The organism is Pseudomonas sp. S4_EA_1b (assembly GCF_016307435.1).
Classification (GTDB): Bacteria; Pseudomonadota; Gammaproteobacteria; order Pseudomonadales; family Pseudomonadaceae; genus Aquipseudomonas; species Aquipseudomonas rhodesiae.
Genome location: NZ_JAEILC010000044.1, coordinates 18,695 through 38,755 on the forward strand (window position 1 = coordinate 18,695; position 20,061 = coordinate 38,755).

The 20,061-nt window shown below is 59.5% G+C and carries 22 protein-coding genes and 1 pseudogene; 13 read left to right on the plus strand and 10 right to left on the minus strand.

Annotation, left to right across the window (positions count from 1 at the left end):
* Positions 1–259 precede the first annotated feature (259 nt).
* From YA0848_RS14665 to YA0848_RS14710, 10 genes are all read left to right on the plus strand, one after another.
* Entirely contained in the window at positions 260–1,171 is a 912-nt protein-coding gene (locus YA0848_RS14665; protein ID WP_371918466.1) for a methyl-accepting chemotaxis protein, read from the plus strand.
* Between the two features lie 9 nt (positions 1,172–1,180).
* Positions 1,181–1,549: a response regulator gene (locus tag YA0848_RS14670; RefSeq protein ID WP_034097651.1), complete on the plus strand. Its 369-nt coding sequence runs from the start codon at positions 1,181–1,183 to the stop codon at positions 1,547–1,549.
* 15 nt (positions 1,550–1,564) lie between these two features.
* Positions 1,565–1,852: an STAS domain-containing protein gene (locus YA0848_RS14675; protein ID WP_034097649.1), complete on the plus strand. Its 288-nt coding sequence runs from the start codon at positions 1,565–1,567 to the stop codon at positions 1,850–1,852.
* A 38-nt stretch (positions 1,853–1,890) separates the two neighbouring features.
* On the plus strand, positions 1,891–3,930 hold the full coding sequence (locus tag YA0848_RS14680) for a chemotaxis protein CheA (protein ID WP_040268195.1): 2,040 nt from the start codon (positions 1,891–1,893) through the stop codon (positions 3,928–3,930).
* Positions 3,931–3,959: 29 nt separating this feature from the next.
* Complete coding sequence (locus YA0848_RS14685; protein ID WP_169902518.1) at positions 3,960–5,615, plus strand: methyl-accepting chemotaxis protein; 1,656 nt, start codon at positions 3,960–3,962, stop codon at positions 5,613–5,615.
* Positions 5,616–5,652: 37 nt separating this feature from the next.
* Positions 5,653–6,192, plus strand: coding sequence for a chemotaxis protein CheW (locus tag YA0848_RS14690; protein ID WP_034097643.1), 540 nt, complete (start codon positions 5,653–5,655; stop codon positions 6,190–6,192).
* A gap of 9 nt (positions 6,193–6,201) precedes the next feature.
* A complete protein-coding gene (locus YA0848_RS14695; RefSeq protein ID WP_034097641.1) occupies positions 6,202–7,011 on the plus strand; it encodes a CheR family methyltransferase in 810 nt (269 codons plus the stop codon).
* On the plus strand, positions 7,008–7,541 hold the full coding sequence (gene cheD / locus YA0848_RS14700; RefSeq protein WP_034097638.1) for a chemoreceptor glutamine deamidase CheD: 534 nt from the start codon (positions 7,008–7,010) through the stop codon (positions 7,539–7,541). The genes YA0848_RS14695 and cheD overlap by 4 nt, the downstream gene beginning before the upstream one ends.
* Positions 7,504–8,586: a protein-glutamate methylesterase/protein-glutamine glutaminase gene (locus tag YA0848_RS14705; RefSeq protein WP_034097636.1), complete on the plus strand. Its 1,083-nt coding sequence runs from the start codon at positions 7,504–7,506 to the stop codon at positions 8,584–8,586. The genes cheD and YA0848_RS14705 overlap by 38 nt, the downstream gene beginning before the upstream one ends.
* Before the next feature lie 219 nt (positions 8,587–8,805).
* Positions 8,806–9,324 carry an isochorismatase family protein gene (locus tag YA0848_RS14710; protein ID WP_169902517.1) on the plus strand — a complete coding sequence of 173 codons (519 nt, stop codon included), beginning with the start codon at positions 8,806–8,808 and terminating at the stop codon, positions 9,322–9,324.
* Between the two features lie 52 nt (positions 9,325–9,376).
* On the opposite strand, the gene YA0848_RS14715 is transcribed toward YA0848_RS14710, so the two are convergent.
* The 3 genes from YA0848_RS14715 to gabP all read right to left on the minus strand — a co-directional run bounded on the left by YA0848_RS14715 (position 9,377) and on the right by gabP (position 12,171).
* Positions 9,377–9,574, minus strand: coding sequence for a hypothetical protein (locus YA0848_RS14715; protein ID WP_169902516.1), 198 nt, complete (start codon positions 9,572–9,574; stop codon positions 9,377–9,379).
* 108 nt (positions 9,575–9,682) lie between these two features.
* Positions 9,683–10,765 carry a GlxA family transcriptional regulator gene (locus YA0848_RS14720; protein ID WP_169902515.1) on the minus strand — a complete coding sequence of 361 codons (1,083 nt, stop codon included), beginning with the start codon at positions 10,763–10,765 and terminating at the stop codon, positions 9,683–9,685.
* Positions 10,762–12,171, minus strand: coding sequence for a GABA permease (gabP, locus tag YA0848_RS14725; RefSeq protein WP_047882417.1), 1,410 nt, complete (start codon positions 12,169–12,171; stop codon positions 10,762–10,764). Before gabP ends, YA0848_RS14720 begins: the two co-directional genes overlap by 4 nt.
* A 307-nt stretch (positions 12,172–12,478) precedes the next feature.
* On the opposite strand from gabP, the gene YA0848_RS14730 reads away from it, so the two are divergent.
* On the plus strand, positions 12,479–12,730 hold the full coding sequence (locus YA0848_RS14730; RefSeq protein ID WP_244192377.1) for a hypothetical protein: 252 nt from the start codon (positions 12,479–12,481) through the stop codon (positions 12,728–12,730).
* A 244-nt stretch (positions 12,731–12,974) separates the two neighbouring features.
* Here YA0848_RS14730 and YA0848_RS14735 read toward each other — a convergent pair whose 3' ends face one another.
* The gene (locus YA0848_RS14735; RefSeq protein ID WP_034097631.1) at positions 12,975–13,871 is read right to left on the minus strand and encodes a LysR family transcriptional regulator; all 897 of its coding nucleotides are present in this window, start codon (positions 13,869–13,871) and stop codon (positions 12,975–12,977) included.
* A gap of 214 nt (positions 13,872–14,085) precedes the next feature.
* Here YA0848_RS14735 and dld point away from each other — a divergent pair, with 214 nt between their 5' ends.
* Positions 14,086–15,840 carry a D-lactate dehydrogenase gene (gene dld / locus YA0848_RS14740; protein WP_034113584.1) on the plus strand — a complete coding sequence of 585 codons (1,755 nt, stop codon included), beginning with the start codon at positions 14,086–14,088 and terminating at the stop codon, positions 15,838–15,840.
* A 108-nt stretch (positions 15,841–15,948) separates the two neighbouring features.
* Here dld and YA0848_RS14745 read toward each other — a convergent pair whose 3' ends face one another.
* The 4 genes from YA0848_RS14745 to YA0848_RS14760 all read right to left on the minus strand — a co-directional run bounded on the left by YA0848_RS14745 (position 15,949) and on the right by YA0848_RS14760 (position 17,866).
* Positions 15,949–16,290, minus strand: coding sequence for a hypothetical protein (locus YA0848_RS14745; protein WP_232925120.1), 342 nt, complete (start codon positions 16,288–16,290; stop codon positions 15,949–15,951).
* 22 nt (positions 16,291–16,312) lie between these two features.
* Entirely contained in the window at positions 16,313–16,915 is a 603-nt protein-coding gene (locus tag YA0848_RS14750; RefSeq protein WP_034113582.1) for a hypothetical protein, read from the minus strand.
* Between the two features lie 122 nt (positions 16,916–17,037).
* Positions 17,038–17,364: a DUF2388 domain-containing protein gene (locus YA0848_RS14755; protein WP_034113580.1), complete on the minus strand. Its 327-nt coding sequence runs from the start codon at positions 17,362–17,364 to the stop codon at positions 17,038–17,040.
* A gap of 121 nt (positions 17,365–17,485) precedes the next feature.
* Positions 17,486–17,866, minus strand: a complete 381-nt coding sequence (locus tag YA0848_RS14760) for a hypothetical protein (RefSeq protein WP_169902514.1) — start codon at positions 17,864–17,866, stop codon at positions 17,486–17,488.
* 257 nt (positions 17,867–18,123) lie between these two features.
* Between YA0848_RS14760 and YA0848_RS14765 the strand changes: the two are divergent.
* Positions 18,124–18,409, plus strand: a pseudogene (locus YA0848_RS14765) (DNA cytosine methyltransferase); the annotation flags it as partial.
* 284 nt (positions 18,410–18,693) lie between these two features.
* Here YA0848_RS14765 and YA0848_RS14770 read toward each other — a convergent pair.
* Positions 18,694–19,314, minus strand: a complete 621-nt coding sequence (locus YA0848_RS14770) for a hypothetical protein (RefSeq protein WP_232925121.1) — start codon at positions 19,312–19,314, stop codon at positions 18,694–18,696.
* A 212-nt stretch (positions 19,315–19,526) separates the two neighbouring features.
* Positions 19,527–20,048 (minus strand): DUF2846 domain-containing protein, encoded by a 522-nt coding sequence (locus tag YA0848_RS14775; RefSeq protein WP_169867857.1) that lies wholly within the window; start codon positions 20,046–20,048, stop codon positions 19,527–19,529.
* Positions 20,049–20,061: the final 13 nt, after the last annotated feature.

Genomic DNA, 20,061 nt, shown 5'->3' on the forward strand with positions numbered 1-20,061 from the left:
GCGTTTTCGTTGGTTCGCTTTCATTCCCGTGGTGCCTGCGGTGATCTGGATCCTCATCCAGTCAACCTCCCCGGCCAACCTCGTCGCGTGTGCAGCGTTGGCGCTGATCGGTCTTGGGGCCTGCGCCTGGAGCGCGAAATCTCAGCGCGATGCCCTATGGCGCGCGACATCGAGCACGTTGGCCAATCAGGCCGATGCCGACGCAGCGCACAATAGCCAGGCGGCGCGGGCGCAACTCGATGAGGTGTTGCTGGGCGCCATGCCGATCTGGGCCAAACAGGTAGAAAGCTCACGCCAGCAGACCGAGGAAGCCATTGTCAGCCTGGCGAATCGTTTCACTGGGATCGCCGCACGCTTGCAGGAAACTGTCCAGGCTTCACAGCACGCAGCCGGTGAATTGGATGGGCAAGCCGCCGACGGCGCGCTCAAGGTGCTGGCACGCAGTGACAGCGAATTGAGCCAGGTGATCGACTCACTTAAGGCCACCCAATCCAGCCGCGACCAGACCCTGGCGCAAGTACGCGGCCTTACCGCCTACACCGGCGAATTACGCACCATGGCCGCCGACGTCGCCGCGATTGCCGCGCAGACCAACCTGCTGGCGCTGAATGCCGCGATCGAAGCGGCCCGTGCCGGTGAAGCCGGGCGCGGTTTTGCGGTGGTGGCCGATGCGGTGCGCAGCCTGTCGAGCAAGTCCAGCGAGACCGGCCAGCAAATGTCGGCCAAGGTCGACATTATCAACAACGCCATTACTCAACTGGTGCAGGCCGCCTCCACCAGCGCCGATCAGGACAGCAACTCCGTCGGCGCGTCCGAGCAAAGCATCCAACTGGTGCTTGAGCGCTTCCAGAACATCACCGGGCGCCTGGCCGAGTCCGCCGACCTGCTCAAGCAGGAAAGCTACGGCATCCGCGACGAAATGACCGACGTGCTGGTCAACCTGCAGTTCCAGGACCGGGTCAGCCAGATTCTCAGCCATGTGCGCGACAACATGAACGCCTTGCACGATCACTTGCGTCAGGCCAGACAAGCGCCGGACCAGGCCGTGAGCATCGACGCCCGACAATGGCTGGCCAGTATGGAGTCCACCTACGCCACCGACGAGCAGCGGCGCACGCACCATGGCAACGACGCCGCGCAGCAGAATTCCCAAGACATCACTTTCTTTTAGGAGCCCATCATGGCGAAAAGTGTATTAGTGGTCGACGACTCCAGTAGCGTGCGGCAAGTGGTCGGTATTGCCTTGAAAAGCGCCGGTTACGACGTGATCGAGGCCAGCGATGGCAAGGACGCCCTGGGCAAACTCAACGGGCAGAAAGTGCACCTGATCATCAGCGACGTGAATATGCCCAATATGGACGGCATCACCTTTGTCAAAGAGGTGAAGAAGCTGGCCAACTACAAGTTCACGCCGATCATCATGCTGACCACCGAGTCCCAGGAATCGAAAAAAGCCGAAGGCCAGGCCGCGGGCGCCAAGGCCTGGGTGGTCAAGCCGTTCCAGCCGGCGCAGATGCTCGCGGCGGTGTCCAAGCTGATTCTGCCGTGATCCGGGGAGGCTGGCATGTCCATCACCCACGAAACCACTGACGACACGGCCCGCGTGGGCATTGAAGGCGAGCTGACGATCTACACCGTCGCCGAGCTGGCCGCCGCGCTGCTGCCGCAGGTTGGCGCCGCGGCCCGCCTTGAGCTAGACCTGTCACAGGTCACTGAGATGGATGGCGCCGGCCTGCAACTGCTCGCGGTGATCGAGCGCGAAGCCGGCATCAACGGCACGGCCCTGAGCCTGACTGGCCAGAGCCAGGCCGTCACGCAAACACTGCAACTCTGTCGCGGCGCCGCGTTGTAGGCGGCGCCACCGTTCATTGATCGACAAGGAAAGTCCAGGTGAGCATCAATCTCGATCAGGCACAGCAGACCTTCATCGTGGAGGCCCGCGAACTGTTGCAGGCCATGGAGCAATCCCTGCTGCAACTGGAGAACGAACCCGACGATCAAGACGCCATCGGTGCGATATTCCGCGCCGCGCATACCATCAAAGGCTCAGCCGGGCTGTTCGGCCTGGCGCCGATCGTGGGGTTCACGCATATCGTCGAAGATGTGCTGGATCGCCTGCGCGACGGAGATATCGCGGTGGATGCCGATTTGATCGCCCTGCTGCTCAAGTGCGGCGACCACATGCTCGAACTGATTGACGTGGTTGCCAGTCGTGGTGAAGCCCTTACACCCGCCGCATTGCAGCGCGGTGAGGCTTTGCGCGAAGCGCTGGGTGTCTACCACCCGCTTCACGCCACCACCGCCGACGCCGTAACCGCTAAGGCGGCCGACGGCGAGTCAGCCGAAGTGCTATGGCATATTTCTCTGCGCTTCGGCGCGGACGTGTACCGCAATGGCATGGACCCGCTGTCGTTCCTGCGCTACCTCCAAACCCTGGGGCAAATGGTGCAGGTCGACACCCTCACCGACAGCATCCCGGCGCTGGAAAACTTTGACCCGGAAAGCTGCTACCTGGGCTTCGAGATCGACCTGCGTTCCACTGCCAGCCACGCCACCCTCAACGAAGTGTTCGACTTTGTGCGCGACGAGTGTGAGGTGCAGATCACGGCCGTCGATGAAGCGCCCATCAACCTGGCGAGCACCGGCACCGAGCTGGTTACCCAGGCCGAACCCACTCACCGGAGCACCGCGCCCCAGCGCGTGGCGACGGCCAGCGAGGCCAAACCCCGAGATGGCAACTATGTACGGGTCAATGCCGACAAGCTCGATGAGTTGATCAACCTGGTCGGTGAGTTAGTGATCGCCAGCGCCGGCGCGAGCCTGTTGGCGCGCTCCTGCAACCACGACCCACTGCATGAAGCCACGTCGACGGTGTCGGGGCTGGTGGAAGAAATCCTCGATGGCGCCCTGCATCTGCGCATGATCCCCATCGGCGACACCTTCAACCGTTTCCGCCGCGTGGTGCGCGACGTCAGCCAGGAGTTGGGCAAGGACATCGACCTGCTGATCAGCGGTGCGGAAACCGAGCTGGACAAGACCGTGGTGGAGAAGATCGGCGATCCGCTGATGCACCTGCTGCGCAACGCCATGGACCACGGTATCGAAAGCGCCGAGGCGCGGCGTGCGGCGGGCAAGTCGAGCAAGGGCCATCTGAGCCTCAATGCCTATCACGACTCCGGCAGCATCGTCATCGAAATCGCCGACGACGGCGCCGGGCTCAACCGCGAACGCATTCTGGAAAAAGCCCAGGAACGCGGGTTGGTGGCCAGCGGTGCGGTGCTGTCCGATCAGGAAATTTACAACCTGATTTTCGAAGCGGGCTTCTCTACGGCCGAGGCGGTGACCAACCTGTCCGGGCGCGGCGTTGGCATGGACGTGGTCAAGCGCAACATCACGCTGCTGCGCGGCACTGTCGATCTGGACAGCCGCCCCGGCCAGGGCACGGTGGTGCGCATTCGGCTACCGCTGACCCTGGCAATCATCAATGGCTTCCTGGTCGGCATCGACCAGGCCACTTATGTGATTCCCCTGGACATGGTTCAGGAATGCATCGAACTGGACGAACCACAGCGCGACTCCAGCCGCGAACAAGGCTATCTGGACCTGCGCGGCGAGGTGCTGCCATTGGTACACCTGCGCGACCACTTCAACCACGAAGGCCCCGCCGCCCGGCGCCAGAACGTGGTGGTGGTGCGTTATGCCGAGCACAAGGCCGGGCTAGTGGTGGACGACCTGCTCGGTGAGTTCCAGACCGTGATCAAACCCTTGGGCAAGCTGTTTGGCGCACTGCGCGGCATCAGCGGCTCGACCATTCTGGGCAGCGGGGCCGTGGCCCTGATCCTGGATGTGCCGGCCCTGCTCAACCAACTCGTACAAATGGAAGCTCGCACAGCCCAGGCGCCACAGTCGCCACTGGTCGTCGCTCGCTGACGTATTTGCAATTCCATGGAGGTTCCGCGATGAAATGGTTTTACGATCTAAAAATTTCCACCAAGCTGATCAGCTCGTTCCTGGTGGTCCTGGCGCTCACAGCGGCCATGGGTGCCTTCGCTATCCTCCAATTGGGGGGCGTCAACCAGGCCGCGCAGGACATCCGCGGCAATTGGATGCCGTCAATGCGCGCGGCGGCCGGTATGCGCTTCTTTGCGGCCAACTACCGCTTGAAAGAGAACCGTCATATCTCCACCGAGGTCGCCGAGGAAAAGGCCCTGGCCGAACGCGAAGCCGCCGAGGCGCGCCAGCAGTTCGAGACGCGCATGGGCACCTATGAACAACTGCTATCGAATGACGAAGACCGGCAGTTGCTGGACAGCGTGAAAACCGGATGGGCTGCGTACCTGGCCACCAGTAAACAGTTGCTTGAGCTGTCCCGGGAGAACCAGGAAACCCAAGCGCGCGGGCTGCTCAGGGGCGAATCCAAGACGCACTTCGATGAAGTGACCGCGCGCCTGCAAAAAATGGTCGAGCTCAATGATGCTGGCGCCACTGCTGCCGGTGACAAGGGTTCTGCGCTGTATGAAAGCTCGCGTCTGTCGATCATCGCGGCCTTGGTCGCCGCCCTTTTGATCGGCTTGGGCCTGGCAATGTTTATCGCACGGATCATTTCTCGCCCCCTAAGGCAGGCCGCCAACGCCGCCGAGCAATTGGCCGAAGGTAACCTCAGTGCACAGATCGAACCGGGCGCCAAAGATGAAACCGGTATGGTGCTCAACGCCATGCGCAATATGGTCGGCAAACTGGCGCATATCATCGGCGAAGTGCGCAATGCCGCAGACAACCTGGCCAGCGCCTCCGAGCAAGTCAGCGCCACGGCGCAATCGATGAGCCAGGCCACCAGCGAACAAGCGGCCAGCGTCGAGGAAACCAGTGCCTCTATCGAACAAATGAGCGCCAGCATCAACCAGAACACTGAGAACGCCAAGGTCACCGATGGCATGGCCAGCAAGGCCGCCAAGGAAGCCACCGACGGCGGTGAGTCAGTGCAGCAGACCGTAGTGGCGATGAAGAAGATCGCGCAGCGCATCAGCATCATCGATGACATTGCCTACCAGACCAATTTGCTCGCGCTCAATGCCGCCATCGAGGCCGCGCGGGCCGGCGAGCACGGCAAAGGTTTCGCCGTGGTCGCCGCCGAGGTGCGCAAGCTGGCCGAACGCAGCCAGGTTGCCGCTCAGGAAATCGGCGAACTGTCTTCCAGCAGCGTCGACATGGCCGAAAAAGCCGGCAAGTTGCTTGATGAGATGGTGCCGTCGATCAACAAAACGTCCGACCTGGTGCAGGAAATCAGCGCGGCGTCCGAAGAGCAGGCCGCCGGTGTGGCGCAGATCAACACGGCGATGACCCAGCTTAACCAGGTCACCCAGCAGAACGCCTCCAGCAGCGAAGAACTGGCCGCCACCGCCGAAGAGATGAGCAGCCAGGCCGAACAATTGCAGCAGGCCATGAGTTTCTTCGTGCTCGACACGACGTCCAGGGCCGCCACCCAAAGCAGTGTCGACAGCGCCGGCAGCAAGCCGACTCGCCAGCCGCCGCGCCCCGCGCAACCGCCAGCGCGCAAGGCCTTTGCCTACAACATGGCCAGTGCCCCGGACGAATCGGAATTCACCCGTTTCTGATCGTACGCATCAATCCGGGCTCACAGGGAGTAATGAGATGGGCGCAGTGATGACTACCCGCCAGGCCGCCGTCGCGGTCGACGAGGATGCGCAATACCTGACCTTTATGCTCGGCGGCGAGATGTTCGCCATCGGCATTCTGGGAATCAAGGAAATAATCGAATACGGCAGCCTGACCGTGGTGCCGATGATGCCCGCGTTCGTGCGCGGGGTGATCAACCTGCGCGGCGCGGTGGTTCCGGTGGTGGATCTGTCGGCGCGTTTTGGCCGGGCCAATTCGCAGATCACCCGCCGTTCATGCGTGATCATTATCGAAGCCAGCACCGAGGACGGCCTGCCCCAGGATATCGGGTTGCTGGTGGACACCGTGTCCGCCGTGCAGGAAATCCCGGCCACCCAGATCGAGCCGCCGCCCAGCTTCGGCGCGCGGATTCGTGCAGACTTCATCAGCGGCATGGCCAAGGTCGAGGGCAAGTTTGTGATTGTGCTGGAGGTGGACAAGGTGCTGTCCATCGATGAGATGTCCAGCCTTGCCGAAGCCGGCCAGGCGCCGGCCCTCGACTTCGACCCGCGGTGAGGTGCGATCATGCCTGATACCACCCCGCTGGATGACCGCGAGTTCGGCCAGTTTCAGTCCTGGCTGCATCGCGCGGCGGGCATCAACCTGTCACCGGCCAAAAAGGCCCTGGTGGCCGGCCGGCTGTTCAAGCGGCTCAAGCACTATGAACTCAAGAGCTACGGCGAGTACTTCAAACTAATCATGAGCGACCAGCGCAAAGGCGAGCTGCAAGTGGCGCTGGACCTGCTGACCACCAACGAGACCTACTTTTTCCGCGAGCCCAAGCACTTTGATTTCCTGCGCCAGCAGGTGCTGCCCAACGCCGCGCCCGGCAAGGTGTTCCGCGTGTGGAGCGCGGCCAGTTCCTCGGGCGAAGAACCCTACAGCCTGGCCATGACCCTGGCCGAAGGCCTGGACACCACGCCTTGGGAAGTGCTCGGCTCCGATATCAGCACCCAAGTGCTGGCCAAGGCGCGCAACGGCCACTACCCCATGGAGCGCGCCGCCAACCTGCCCCAGCCACTGCTGGTCAAGTACTGCCTCAAGGGCATCGGCCGCCAGGAAGGTACGCTCCTGATCGACAAGCCGCTGCGCAACCGCGTCAGTTTTGTCCAGGTCAACCTTAATGAACCCCTGCCCAGCCTGGGCGAATTCGACGTGATCTTCTTGCGCAACGTGATGATCTATTTCGACCAGCCGACCAAGACCCAGGTGGTAGCACGACTGTTGCCGCAGCTTAAATCCGGCGGTTATTTCATCATCAGCCACTCTGAAAGCCTCAACGGCGTGAATGACACGTTGAAGCTGGTGGCGCCGTCGATTTACCGCAAGCCATGAAAAAGCCAGCCAATGCCGCCGAAGTGGTGCTCGCCCCTGGCCAAGTCAGCTTTGCCACCTGCCCGACGCGTTTGCGTACCTTGCTCGGCTCCTGCGTGGCGTTCACTTTCTGGCACCCCCAGCGGCGCATCGGCGGCATGTGCCATTTCATGCTGCCGGCGCGCAACCGCACGGGCCAGCCACTGGATGGCAAGTACGCTGACGAAGCCCTCGAACTGTTACTGCGCCACGCCCGCGCCAACGGTACACGGCCGCAGGATTACCAAGTCAAAGTGTTCGGCGGCGGCGAGATGTTCCCTGAGCAACCGCGCCAGCGACCGGCCCACAACGTGGCCAACCTTAATATCCGCGCCGCACTGGCCCTCGCAGAACGCCACCACCTGCACCTGACGGCCCAGGACATGGGCAGTACCGGCTATCGCACGATTATGTTCGACCTCTGGAACGGCAACGTCTGGGTCCGGCACCAACCAATGGGAATACTCGAAAAAGATGCCTACCAAAAAAATCAGCGTGCTGCTGGTCGATGACTCGGCCGTGGTACGCCAGGTGCTGCTGGCGATTTTCAACGACACACCGGATATCCACGTCATGGGTGCGGCTTCCGACCCGATCTTCGCCATGGACAAGCTCGCGCGGGAATGGCCGGATGTGATCGTGCTGGACGTAGAGATGCCGCGTATGGATGGCATCACTTTTTTGCGCAAGATCATGAGCGAGCGCCCCACGCCAGTGGTGATCTGTTCGTCGCTGACTCAGAAAGGCGCGGAAACCTCCCTACAGGCGTTGTCGGCCGGCGCCGTGGAGATCATCACCAAGCCCACCACCGGGCTGAAAAACTTCCTGATCGAGTCCGGCCCCGAGCTGGTGGCGGCGATTCGTGCGGCGGCCAACTCCAACGTCAAGAACCTGGGCAAGCGCATCGCCAAGCCCACACCAGCCCCCGTCCCTGCCAGCAAGCTCACGGCGGATGCGATCCTGCCCGCCGCCAATGGCCAGGCCATGGCCCAGACCACCGAACGCATCGTCGCCATCGGCACTTCCACTGGCGGTACCCAAGCGCTAGAAGCGGTGCTCACGGCGCTGCCGAGGGTGTGCCCGGGCATAGTGATCGTGCAGCACATGCCGGAAAAATTCACCGCGTCCTTTGCCGAGCGCCTCAACGGCCTGTGCCAGATCGAGGTGCGTGAAGCGCGCAATAAGGACCGTATCCTGCCCGGCCTGGCCTTGATCGCCCCCGGCGGCAAACACCTGATGGTCACCCGCAGCGGTGCCTTCTATCACGCCCAGGTGATTGACGGGCCGCTGGTCAATCGCCATCGGCCGTCGGTGGATGTGCTGTTTCGCTCAGTGGCCAAATTTGCCGGCAAGAACGCCACCGGCATCATCATGACCGGCATGGGCGACGACGGCGCCCGCGGTCTCAAGGAAATGCTCGACGCCGGCGCCGCCACGGTAGCTCAGGACGAAGCCAGCTGTGTGGTGTTCGGCATGCCCAAGGAAGCCATCAAACTCAACGCCGCCCAACGCGTCATGCCGTTGCAGGAGATTCATCAGGCGATTTTGCATAAGTGACGTCCAGGGGCTGCGCCCTTGTCAGCTGGCGACAGTGTTGCTAGTGTCGATTTATGACAAGTTATTGCCTCACCTCGACCACCCTCACCACGACCGCTCAAAGCGGTGCGTGCGAGGTGTCGTGAGCCCATAGCCAACGAACTTCAAAGGCCCGCCAGCAATGGACAGGGCCTTTTTTTGTGCCTTGTGTTGCTGGCGCAAACGCAAGGAGATGCACCCATGTATGCGCTGTTGGTACTCGATATCCAAGTCGGCCTGGTTCATGGCCCGGAAACACCCTGGCGTTGCGAGGCGATGCTCGACACCGTCAATGGCCTGATGGATCAGGCCCGCCGCGCCGGGGCTGGGATTTTTCTCGCGCGCCACGTCGGGCCCGCAGGGTCGCCGATGGCGCCGAACAGCCCGCTCACAAGGCTGGCGCCGCAGCTGAAGCTTTCAGGCAATGAAGTGGTGTTTGAAAAGCAGCGGCCTAATGCTTTTGCCCAGACCGACCTGGCGAACAGCTTACGGTCTGTCGGGGCGACGGGCGTGGTGATCGCGGGTATGAAAACCCAATACTGCGTCGACAGCACCTGCCGTGCCGCCCGTGATCTTGGCTTCGATGCAGTGCTGATCGCCGATGGGCACACCTGCTCGGACACCGCGGCGCTGCAGGCCAAGGATATCGTGGCCCATCACAACGCGACGTTGCACGGGCCGTTCTGCCAGGTGGTAAAAGCTGAGGACTGGTGCTTCTAGCAGCGATGGCCAATGCGGGGAGCAAGCGCGTGCCCTCCCCGCAGACAGCACGTCAGTTGTCCGGATGCTCACTGGCGACCGAATCCGCCGCATCTACGTCTGACATATCCTCTTCCAGCGGCGCTTCGTCATCGGGTGGCAATGGCAACGCGTCGTCGCCTTTGCGCGGATCATGCCCGGTCTCGTTGTCGGTGCCCCGCGTGACAGCCTGCTGTGAAAGGTTGCCCGGTGCGTTCTTATCGATATCCATGTTGGCTCTCCGTGGTGACTGAGCACGGAATACCCGCGCCTGATCATAAGAGCCAGTGGCTGACCCACGAGTGCCGAGTACTGGACGAACGGTGACCACCAACGTCGGTCAGCCCAGGGAGGATTTGAGTCGTCGGAAACTGCCAAACGTTGCCTCGGAGCGTGCTTGCTCCAGCACACTCATGGGCATCGGCTTGCGCACGACGTTGATCACCGGCTTCTGCACCACCGTGCGCTCAAGCGTCGCCAACCGCTCATCGCTGGGCGGCACACCGAAGTATTCTCGATAACACTTGGAAAAGTGCGGCGTCGATACAAAACCGCAGAGCACCGCCAATTCGACGATAGAGATGGGCGTCTGCTTGAGCAATTGGCGCGCGCGGATCAACCGCAGCCGCAGGTAATAGCGCGACGGCGAGCAGTGCAAGTACTTCTGAAACATCCGTTCAAGCTGCCGCCGAGAGAGCTGGACATACTCCGCCAGGTGGTCCAGGTCGATGGGCTCCTCAAGGTTCGCCTCCATCAGCGTCACGATTTCCTGCAGCTTGGGCTGCTGAGTGCCCAGCATGTGCTTGAGCGGTATGCGCTGGTGGTCTTGCTCACTGCGCATGCGTTCGTAGACGAACATGTCTGAAATGGCTGCTGACAGTTCATGCCCGTGATCCAGGCCGATCAAGTGCAGCATCATATCCATCGGCGCCGTGCCCCCTGAACTGGTGAGGCGGCCGCGGTCGAGGGTGAACAAGCTTGGGCTGACAGTCACTCGCGCAAACGCTTCTTGAATCGCGGCCAGCCACTCCCAGTGAACGCTGCACTCAAAGCCATCCAACAGCCCTGCCCTGGCCAATACCCAACTGCCGGTACAGATGCCGCCCAAGCGTTTGGAGTAACGCGCCTGCGCGCGCAGCCACTTGACCAGCTCGGGGGTTACCGTGTTTTGAATGCCCGTCCCGCCGCACACGAAGATAATGTCGGCCGACGGGGCGGCATCCACCGAGCTGTCCGGCGTGATGGGCACGCCGTCGCTGGCCCAGATGGGCGTGCCGTCGAAACTGGCGGTGTACCAACGATAGAGCTCCTGCCCCGACAATTGGTTGGCCATGCGCAGCGGCTCGACCGCCGACGCCAATGAGATCAGCGTGAACCGGTCCAACAACACAAACAGGATGCTGGTCACAGGTCGTGCATTCATGGCGGCGAAACCATCGAAAGTGGGCTCTGCGCGCGCACGGGTTGGCGCGCAGTGATAACCCCCACCAGTGAAATCAGCAACGCCAACCCAATCGTCGAAGACACCTCAAGACGATGCTCTGGCGTCACCAGCATCACCCCCAGCGCGGCGCAAATAAAGGCGATGACCAACCAGGTCAGCCAGGGAAACAGCCACATCTTGAACGTCAGCGTGATATTGCGGCGCTGCATAAGCTTGCGCATACGCAGTTGCGAAATGGCGATCACCAAGTACACCAACAACGCGATCGCCCCGGAACTGGCCAGCAGGAACTGGAACAGCCCGGCCGGCATGAAGTAGCTGAGCAACGTCACGCCAGCCCCCAGCACGGTACTGGCGATCACCGCGGCCCTAGGCACGCTGGCTGCCGACGTCTTTTTCATCAACGTGGGCGCATCGCCGCGTTTGCCCAGGGAATACAACATACGCGAGGCAATGTAGATAGAGGAGTTCATGCAACTGGCCACGGCAATCAGCACGACACCGTCGACCAGCAACTTGGCATGGGGAATATTCATCAACTCCAGTGCCCGTTGATAGGAACCGACGGACGCCAGCAAAGGGTCATTCCAAGGCACCACGGAAATCACCACGAAGATCGACAGCACATAGAACACGCCGATACGCCACATCACCGAACGTGTGGCGCGGGCGATATTCTGCGCGGGGTTGCTGGACTCCGCTGCGGCGATGGTGACCGCCTCCGTTCCGATAAAGCTGAACATGATGGTAATGAACGCGCCCACGACCGCAGACATACCGTTCGGGGCAAAACCGCCATGCTCCTCCATCAGTCGACTCAAGCCACTGGCCTCCCGCTCGGGAATCCAGCCCATCAGCACGGCGCCACCCAGGCCGATAAAGCCGATGATCGCCACGACCTTGGCCATGGCAAACCAGAACTCGAATTCTCCGTACTTGGAGACACTGAACAAATTGGTGACCACTAACAAAAAGATCGACAACAAGGCAAACAGCCAAGCGTCGATCTGGGGAAACCACTGGTTCAAGATATGCCCGGCGGCCAGGGCTTCGATCGGTATCACCAGCACCCAGAACCACCAGTACAGCCAGCCAATCGTAAACCCGGCCCAGCGGCCGATGGCCTGGTCGGCATAGGTCGAGAAGGAGCCGGTGTCCGGATTGGCCACCGCCATCTCCCCCAGCATGCGCATGACCAGCACCACCAGCAGCCCGGAAAAAAAATACGCCAGCATGACTGCAGGGCCCGCCGCCGCAATCGCATGCCCGGACCCGACAAACAACCCAGCACCGATAATGCCGGCGATGGAGAGCATGGTGACATGACGCGGCTTGAAGCCCTGCGCCAGTTGGCCGTTCGAATCCTTGGAACTCAGGCTATTCATCGTTCTTTTTATTCTCTGTGATCGACGTTAAGACGTGCTGACCAGAGGGTCAGGCGATCATCATTTCTCAATGACGGGTCACAGTACGCGGCATACCACTGGCCAAAATAGCCTCATTGCGTCATCCAGGCGCCTGATATCGACATTGGCGTCACGCGCAAGCGCTCGATCCAATGCCCACTCCCCAGCCTATTGGATCCAAATTTATTGGAACGCTGGCGCTTCTCGGGACTCTTCTAGAACAGAGCGCGAACAGCGCCGGATAAAGGCTTATAGCCAGCAAGTGCTTGTGTGTGGAGTATGGAAAGTGGTCGATATCAGCAAAGAAATGCCCACCGGCGTGAAGCGCCAGGCAGACAAAATCATGACTGAAATTCAAAAAGCTGGCTCGATGATCATGGCCGTAAAGGCCGGAGCACGGGCGGACGGTTTTGTTATAGGGTTATTGTGCTCGGGCAGCATTACAGATGACACGGCGCAATGGCTTCAGGCGCAATTCGATGCGGCAACCGAACAAAAGCTCAAGGAGCTCTCGGTATGGTCTGCGCCGCAGCATTGAGTCTAAAAAGGGAGAACATTGATCACCGTCGCCGCGACGTATGACTCGTCCGCTACCAAGTCTTCGACTTACTCAAGATACAGGGTTGTTCTTTCAAGCAGTTAGTTTGCCTCTAACTGCTGATTCGCGGTTGCCAACATCGCCTCGCAGATAACCCGGCGCAAGCGTGGCCGGAGCAACGATGCCCTACGCCACACCGCCAACGCCAACGACCCCTCCCCCGTTTGTTGCGCCGTCCCCAGAGTTACTCCTTTTTTTGTCGGCCAACGATACGCAGATTTTCCACGAAATTCCGAACGGTCACGGACTTCTCCCGGGGCCTGAAAACCAGCGCGATCGTCGTCTTCAACGTCTTGTGCCTCAACTTTTGATAGGTGACGCCGACCGCATGGATCTGGCGGATAGATGCAGGAATCAACGTCACGCCAAAACCTGCAGCGACCATATTCACCGTGGAAGATAGCTGTGGCGACTCCAATTCGATTCGCGGGGAAAATCCGGCCGATCGGCAGGCGCTGATGATCGAGTCGTAGAGGTCCGGCCCGATTGAACGGGGAAAAATGATAAAAGGGTCGCAAGCGAGTTGCGCGAGTTCCACGCTCCGCAATCGGCCCAACGGATGACCGGTAGGCAATACCGCAACCATCTCCTCTTCGACCAAAGGAACTGTTAGCAGCTCTGCGCAATTGAGGGGTAAGCGGACGATGGCACAGTCCATCTGGCTATTGACGACTTTATCCAGCAGCGCGGTGCTGTTGCTTTCTTCTGTCTTAATCAGGACACCCGGGTAGCTTTGGCGAAACTGCCGAAGAGTCGTTGCCACCAACGGATGGAACACCGTTGAGCCAGCGAATCCAATTGAGAGATGACCGCTCTCCCCCCGAGCGGCCTTCTTGACATGCTCCAAGGCGTCGTTGGCTTCGTCCAGCACCCGCTTCGCGTGCTCCTTGAAGATGACGCCCGCTTCGGTCAACTCAACGCGACGCGGATAGCGCATGAAAAGCTTGGTGCCGATTTCCTTCTCGAGCTTAAGAATCTGCTGACTCAACGGCGGCTGTGCAATGCCGAGCCGTTCTGCGGCCAGGGTGAAATGAAGGTGCTCGGCGACGGCAAGGAAGTACCGCAGTTGGCGAAACTCCATGGTTGATCCTCCGCAGACTGATAGTGGGCGTCCTTGGGATCATACGCTCCAAGACGAATATCGTCTTGAAGATGCAATCACGAAGTATTGGATCGAATGGGTGTGCGTTCTTACGATAACGGCCATGCACTCCAGCGAATAGCTTTCTGACACCGGCTGGAGTGTCCTGGCACTGCGTGACATGTGCCCGATGAACTCAATCAAGGAATCATCTATGTCTGCCGTTCCCGAATGGGCGCCCGCCGCTTCTGTTAAACCTGGCAGCGATCATAGCCATCTCGTTTCCAATCTCGCAGCAATCGTCGGGAAGAAGCATCTTTTGACCGGCGAAAGCAAGACCCGCCGCTACCGCACGGGATTTCGCTTCGGTACAGGCCGGGCACTGGCCGTCGTGCGGCCCGGGTCGCTGGTTGAGCAATGGCGTGTGCTGAAGGCGTGCGTCGAGGCAAACGTCATCGTGATCTCACAAGCATCCAATACAGGGCTGACCGGGGGCTCGACGCCAGATGGGGACGACTACGACCGCGACATCGTCATCGTCAGCACCTCGCGCATGAAGACCATCTACTTGATCGAGGGTGGCAAGCAGGTAGTCTGCTTGCCCGGCGCGACGCTAGACCAGCTTGAACGCGCGCTTCAGCCCATCGGCCGTGAGCCCCATTCGGTCATAGGCTCAAGCTGCATCGGCGCTTCGGTGTTCGGCGGCATCTGCAACAATTCAGGCGGTGCTCTGGTGCAGCGCGGGCCGGCCTATACCCAGATGTCGGTGTTCGCGCGTGTTGACGAAGCCGGCCGCCTGCACTTGGTGAACCACCTTGGCATCCGCTTCCAGGGAACAGAGGAGGATGTGCTCGCGAGCCTGGATGCGGGGAAAATTTCCGATGACGACGTTCTTCATGACGCAGGCGTCGGCCACGATCATGCCTATGTCGAACACGTCCGTGAGATCGATGAGCCGACCCCGGCCCGCTTTAATGCAGATCCTCAGCGACTCTATGAATCGTCAGGGTCGGCCGGAAAAGTCATGGTATTCGCTGTGCGCCTGGACACCTTTCCGATCGAAAAGAACCCGCAGGTCTTTTACATCGGCACCAACAAGACTGAGGAACTGACCGACGTTCGCAGGGCCGTACTGGCCAAGTTCAAGCACCTGCCCATTTCAGGTGAATACCTGCACCGCGACGCCTTTGAGATCGCCGAGAAGTACGGCAAGGATACGTTCCTGATGATCCATTACCTCGGTACGGCGCGACTGCCGGGGCTGTTCGCACTCAAGGCCCGGTTCGACGCGCTCTTCGATCGCATTCCTTTCCTACCGTCGCATTTGACGGATCGCATCATGCAAGCGGCCAGTCATCTCTTTCCGCGTCATCTACCGGCACGGATGATGGACTTCCATAAGAAATATGAGCATCACCTCCTATTGAAAGTAACCGCCGAGGGCGCAGATGAGGCGCGAGCTTTCCTCAAGGGCTATTTCTCCAAGACTCGCGGGAGTTTCTTCGAGTGCACGCCGGAAGAAGGCGAAAAAGCCTTTCTGCATCGCTTCGCAGCTGCAGGTGCAGCCAATCGCTACCGCGCCGTACATACCCGATCCGTGGAGAACATTCTGGCGCTGGACATCGCCCTGCCACGCAATGAACGTAGCTGGTTCGAACAGCTGCCGGCAGAGATCGAAGAAGCGATCATTCTCAAGCTCTACTACGGCCATTTCCTTTGCCATGTCTTCCACCAGGACTACATCGTGAAAAAGGGGAACGACTGCATGGCCATCGAACATAAAATGTGGAAACTGCTGGATCGCCGGGGCGCCGAATACCCGGCCGAGCACAACGTAGGCCATCTGTATAACGCCAAACCAGCGTTGCGTAATCACTACGTGAACTTGGACCCATGCAACTGCTTCAACCCAGGCATCGGTCACACCTCCAAGTTCGCGTTCTACCGGGACCCGGAAATGCGCAATTGATGATGCCGACCATGGCGGCAACATGGGCGGGCAAGCGCATCCGATTGGAGGTGCCTGCGAAGCCGATTGGGTGGTCAGACCTTCCGAGGTCGCTCGATGAGTCGCGAGTCAGGGAGCAGATGGATCTGCAACGCACAGCAGTGCTATCAGTTCAGACGCCAAGGCGGCCGCTTCGTGTCGATAGTTTTTGTTCCAGCAGCATGACCAGTCATCGGGTCTTCCCTGCTCATCCCAGTGCGCCAACGCAAGCCCGTTGATTATCTCCAGTTCGAACCAAAGGCGCTGCCAAGCGACAGCGTCTTGGACCAAAGCAATGTCTTGCCACAGGAACTCGGTTTGCGCGACAAAAGCCGACCATGCGAACAGATCCTCTGATGCTCGTTCGCCGCGGTTCAGCCAATACTTTCGGACACCAAAAGACCGACTCCCAGTGTTCGTGTTGGCAGACATAAGTTTGTACTCGTCGATATTCTTATAAAACATCCACGCCGGGATAGTGATCCGCAGGTGGATGGTAATCGGGATTCTCAAAGCGGCTGTTGTTGTAATGAGTTTTGGCCGTCGGCCCTTCGCCCTTGTACGTCACTTGTGTATTTGGAGTGAGATGCCACCCGTCTCCGTCCTTGTCGCGCTCGATCAGCGACGGGTACATGGTGCAAGTGCCCGTCGAACCTGATGTCAGCCTGAACTGGTAAAAGCGCCCAGCTTGGGGCGTGAACTTCGCCGTGACGTAGCAGGATTGCGTGCGACCTCCCTCCCAGAGCATCCCAACGTGCGTTTCGATGCCTGGTCGGATCTGAGTTTCGTAGTAGTCCGACGTGAGGTTTTGCCCTGCTTTGGGCATCCCCTCATCCCGCGTCTGGATGAACGGAAGCGGCCCACTGCGAATTACTCCACCGGAACGTTTACCGTCTTGGTATTGATACAGATCGGCATGCTGAGTGAAGTTGACGATGCGTATCCAGGCGGGGTTGGACTCGTGTTCGGGTGCAGTGAAGTAATCGGTGTGTGGGAAATACTGGCAGCCTGCGAACAGCGGAAGGGTCAGCAGGCAGAGGGTGGCGCGTATCGACATGGAGCCTGTCCTTTTGCGGAGTCAGGGTAGAGACCACAAGAAAGGAGGAGCATTGCATAACAGATGAAAATCGCATCCTAGAAACCAAAGGTCTAGCGCCGTGACGCGCTTGAAGATCGGCTTCAGAATGAAGTCGCGATAGCCTGGGCGAGCTGCATGTCCGACATAAGTGGCGTGGTGTGCTTCGAGCGGTAGTACCGGGATGCTTGTTCAAACTGAGCGCCGCGTATTTCGCCGTCGGAACCGATGAAGGCTAAGGCATCGGTCTTGGCCGCTTTGAATGTCTTGGGCGGCTCGGTCGTCAGCGAAGTTATTCCGCCAATCAAGATGGTAGGTAGGAATGTGGTAATCATCAGCCCTTTATCGATAGGGTTGGCGTTTTCTGCAGCCACTGCCTGAGTACCGACTAGCGCCAATATGGCGATCGCCAGGGGCGTCCATGAATTCATTGTTGAAGCTTCCATTGCGATCAAAGGGTGTCACCCTAACAGAGTGATGGACACCTATAACAATAGCCCAGCACTTCGCCGGGCTCGATGGCAGGTGCCTATGCTGCTACCCGCCAAGGCATTACGCACCACAAGCACCCGGATCTTTGTAGGCTTCGCACCAGGCGGCCTTCAGAAGGACTCTGCATTCGGCGTCATATTTTTCACGTAGCTTGGCAGTGCCAGCTGGCGTCATCGGCCCGGGTATCTCTTTGCGCAAGTCCACCAATTTTTGCGCAACGTCATCCTGAGCTTTCGGGGTATCGCCAGCATGCACCAGCAGTGCATAGAAGGCTCTTGAGGACTGCTTGCGGCTTAAATCGGGTTGGTCACCCGCTACTGAAAGCAATTCGTAGTAGGCCGCGCAATGGATGCCTCGGTCATTTTGCGTTTCAGCGTGGGCGGGCAAGGAAATGCTGGTGAAAATGGCCAAGAAGGCCAGCGGCATCAGGGATGTGCGCATTAAAACGAGTCCATTCGAGGGGGGGCTGAATCTTATCAGTTCAGGAGAATGGAAACAAAAAGCTCGGGGCTCGACCGTGCTTAGTGAATCTGTATCACTCCTTGATTCGGCTCCATGCCTGTAATCCGTAATACTCAATCAACGCCAAATTGCTATTGCCCTGGAGAACGGTATCTGCCCAAACACACACGATACTTAGCGTGGGGTTTTGCTTGCACTGCAAGGAGCGATTTGGATTACCACCAGCGCCGTAGACATCTCCAGCCTATGCCACCAAGGACCGCTTGGCCATGGGCACCGTGATGGTGAAGGGCACACCCTACGTGATCGTCGACATCTGCCTGCAGATGCAAAAGCCGTCCGAGCCGTACAAGGCCGATGGCTTCCCGGCCGACTACTTCATCAGCCACGGCGCCGACGGCAAGCCGTTCACCAAGACTGGTGCACATGTGCGGCAGTGGCATTGGCCCGCCGCCGATGGCAGCGCTGGCACGGGCCAATGACCCGTGTTGCACGGAGCAATGCCAAGCGCGCGCGGCTTGATAATCAGCTTGAACCAGGCGGAATTCCGTCCTTGTTGAAGTCCTTCAAGCGTTTGCGCTCTTCCTCGGTGGAGTGCGCCGGGGTTTCCTGCTCGGGCTCTTTGTTCTTTTCTTCAGTCATCGCTACGTCCTCGGGTGGTAGCTGTTTCGGCACTTGGTGGGATCGGCAGTTCAATCAATCTACTCCACTGCCGGACATGGCCCGGCAAGGGATGCCGTATGACTTAAGAAAACCTGATGGGGCCGACCAGTAGTGCTGGTATATCAGACTGGTTTAGGCTGCTTTCATTTGTCGAGATCTACCAACTCGCACATTCGCTCTCCTAACATTCCACGCAACCACGCACCATGAAACTCAATATTTTCCAGAGAAGTACCGTCCCCTACACAATGCTCAAAAAACTTGCCCTTCGCTCCGCGATACGCGACGCGAAAGTGTCCATCATGAGCAGACGATGTCATCACATAAGGGCGGATGGAGATGATCTCGCTAAACGGTACGTGTACTTGAACGGGGCTTCGACAACGACGAGTTATGGTGAGGGTCAGCCGCTGCTGGTATTCGTCGAACGTGAATGCCTGCACTTGAGGCTCAGAGACAACCCAGGCAAAGAACGCACCAATGAACACTGCACTGACCAGTATTAACAGAATGAAGGATGACGCCGTGAGGCTCTCGCCTTGGTTAGGCTGCACACCATGAATGACGTCCTGCCCTGAAAAAAGGTACATCGCTAGTCCGTAGCCCGGTAAAAGCAGAAGTAGCGCAAGAGAGAAGCCAAAAACACCCATACCGTTGTTTCCGATAATTGGTATTTCGGGGCCGTAATACCAAATAGGCGGGTGGGCAGCCCTGAGCCCGCCAGCATTGGTTGCCGTGGCGCTAGCGGATTTTTGATGATTCATCTGGCCGTCTCGAGGGATTGCAGCGCAGACGTTAGCACTATTACCGGACAGTCTGGAACGGATCACAGGGCTTTCTCATCGCGCTCTGCCCTTCGACTACTCACGTCACCCCGCAATAACCATACTGGTTTGCCTACTCGCTCTCATCCTGGGTTAGCCCAACGTTGATGGCTGGGCTTGTGGTGGCCAGGCCGGGCATGAGTCCCGCGTGGTTACGGTGCAGGTGCCGGCAACTCCTGGCACCACTTGATGGAACGCAACGCTTCCTCGCCAGGCACAAGCGCGTAGCGCGAGTAAAACATTGTTCCACTGAAACGACGGCCGTCGACTTCACCCAAGGTCTGCCCATCCGTGTAGTCAGAGGTGCTAAGTTGATCGGCGATGTAATACACCTTTCCATTTTCGACGGTGATATCGAAACGCTGGTTAACCATACCGCTGATGATGGGTGGCGAGGTGGAGGCGACGCTGTGCTTGCCGGCAGGAATACCGGCCTTGAAAAAACTACCGGAAGGCAAGCTGCCGATGGCGCGGCCATCGACCTCAATGGTCGGGGCCACGCCGCTACCGATGCTGGCCGAGGTGCGATAGAAGTACACCGTGGCCTCATCCGCACGGGGTTCAGCCGGTGATGTGAAGAACGGTTGACCTTTGAGGTCCGGACCGCTGATGCAGCCGGTCAGTGAGGCCAGGGCTGCGAACAGGCCGACCCAGAGTAGCGTACAGCGCTTCATGGCATGGAACTCC

Coding starts and splice junctions, on each gene's coding strand:
- YA0848_RS14665 (WP_371918466.1), top strand. CDS start 260: ATGCCGATCTGGGCCAAACAGGTAGAAAGCTCACGCCAGCAGACCGAG.
- YA0848_RS14670 (WP_034097651.1), top strand. CDS start 1,181: ATGGCGAAAAGTGTATTAGTGGTCGACGACTCCAGTAGCGTGCGGCAA.
- YA0848_RS14675 (WP_034097649.1), top strand. CDS start 1,565: ATGTCCATCACCCACGAAACCACTGACGACACGGCCCGCGTGGGCATT.
- YA0848_RS14685 (WP_169902518.1), top strand. CDS start 3,960: ATGAAATGGTTTTACGATCTAAAAATTTCCACCAAGCTGATCAGCTCG.
- YA0848_RS14690 (WP_034097643.1), top strand. CDS start 5,653: ATGGGCGCAGTGATGACTACCCGCCAGGCCGCCGTCGCGGTCGACGAG.
- YA0848_RS14695 (WP_034097641.1), top strand. CDS start 6,202: ATGCCTGATACCACCCCGCTGGATGACCGCGAGTTCGGCCAGTTTCAG.
- cheD (WP_034097638.1), top strand. CDS start 7,008: ATGAAAAAGCCAGCCAATGCCGCCGAAGTGGTGCTCGCCCCTGGCCAA.
- YA0848_RS14705 (WP_034097636.1), top strand. CDS start 7,504: ATGCCTACCAAAAAAATCAGCGTGCTGCTGGTCGATGACTCGGCCGTG.
- YA0848_RS14710 (WP_169902517.1), top strand. CDS start 8,806: ATGTATGCGCTGTTGGTACTCGATATCCAAGTCGGCCTGGTTCATGGC.
- YA0848_RS14715 (WP_169902516.1), bottom strand. CDS start 9,574: ATGGATATCGATAAGAACGCACCGGGCAACCTTTCACAGCAGGCTGTC.
- YA0848_RS14720 (WP_169902515.1), bottom strand. CDS start 10,765: ATGAATGCACGACCTGTGACCAGCATCCTGTTTGTGTTGTTGGACCGG.
- gabP (WP_047882417.1), bottom strand. CDS start 12,171: ATGAATAGCCTGAGTTCCAAGGATTCGAACGGCCAACTGGCGCAGGGC.
- YA0848_RS14735 (WP_034097631.1), bottom strand. CDS start 13,871: ATGGAGTTTCGCCAACTGCGGTACTTCCTTGCCGTCGCCGAGCACCTT.
- dld (WP_034113584.1), top strand. CDS start 14,086: ATGTCTGCCGTTCCCGAATGGGCGCCCGCCGCTTCTGTTAAACCTGGC.
- YA0848_RS14745 (WP_232925120.1), bottom strand. CDS start 16,290: ATGTCTGCCAACACGAACACTGGGAGTCGGTCTTTTGGTGTCCGAAAG.
- YA0848_RS14750 (WP_034113582.1), bottom strand. CDS start 16,915: ATGTCGATACGCGCCACCCTCTGCCTGCTGACCCTTCCGCTGTTCGCA.
- YA0848_RS14755 (WP_034113580.1), bottom strand. CDS start 17,364: ATGAATTCATGGACGCCCCTGGCGATCGCCATATTGGCGCTAGTCGGT.
- YA0848_RS14760 (WP_169902514.1), bottom strand. CDS start 17,866: ATGCGCACATCCCTGATGCCGCTGGCCTTCTTGGCCATTTTCACCAGC.
- YA0848_RS14770 (WP_232925121.1), bottom strand. CDS start 19,314: ATGAATCATCAAAAATCCGCTAGCGCCACGGCAACCAATGCTGGCGGG.
- YA0848_RS14775 (WP_169867857.1), bottom strand. CDS start 20,048: ATGAAGCGCTGTACGCTACTCTGGGTCGGCCTGTTCGCAGCCCTGGCC.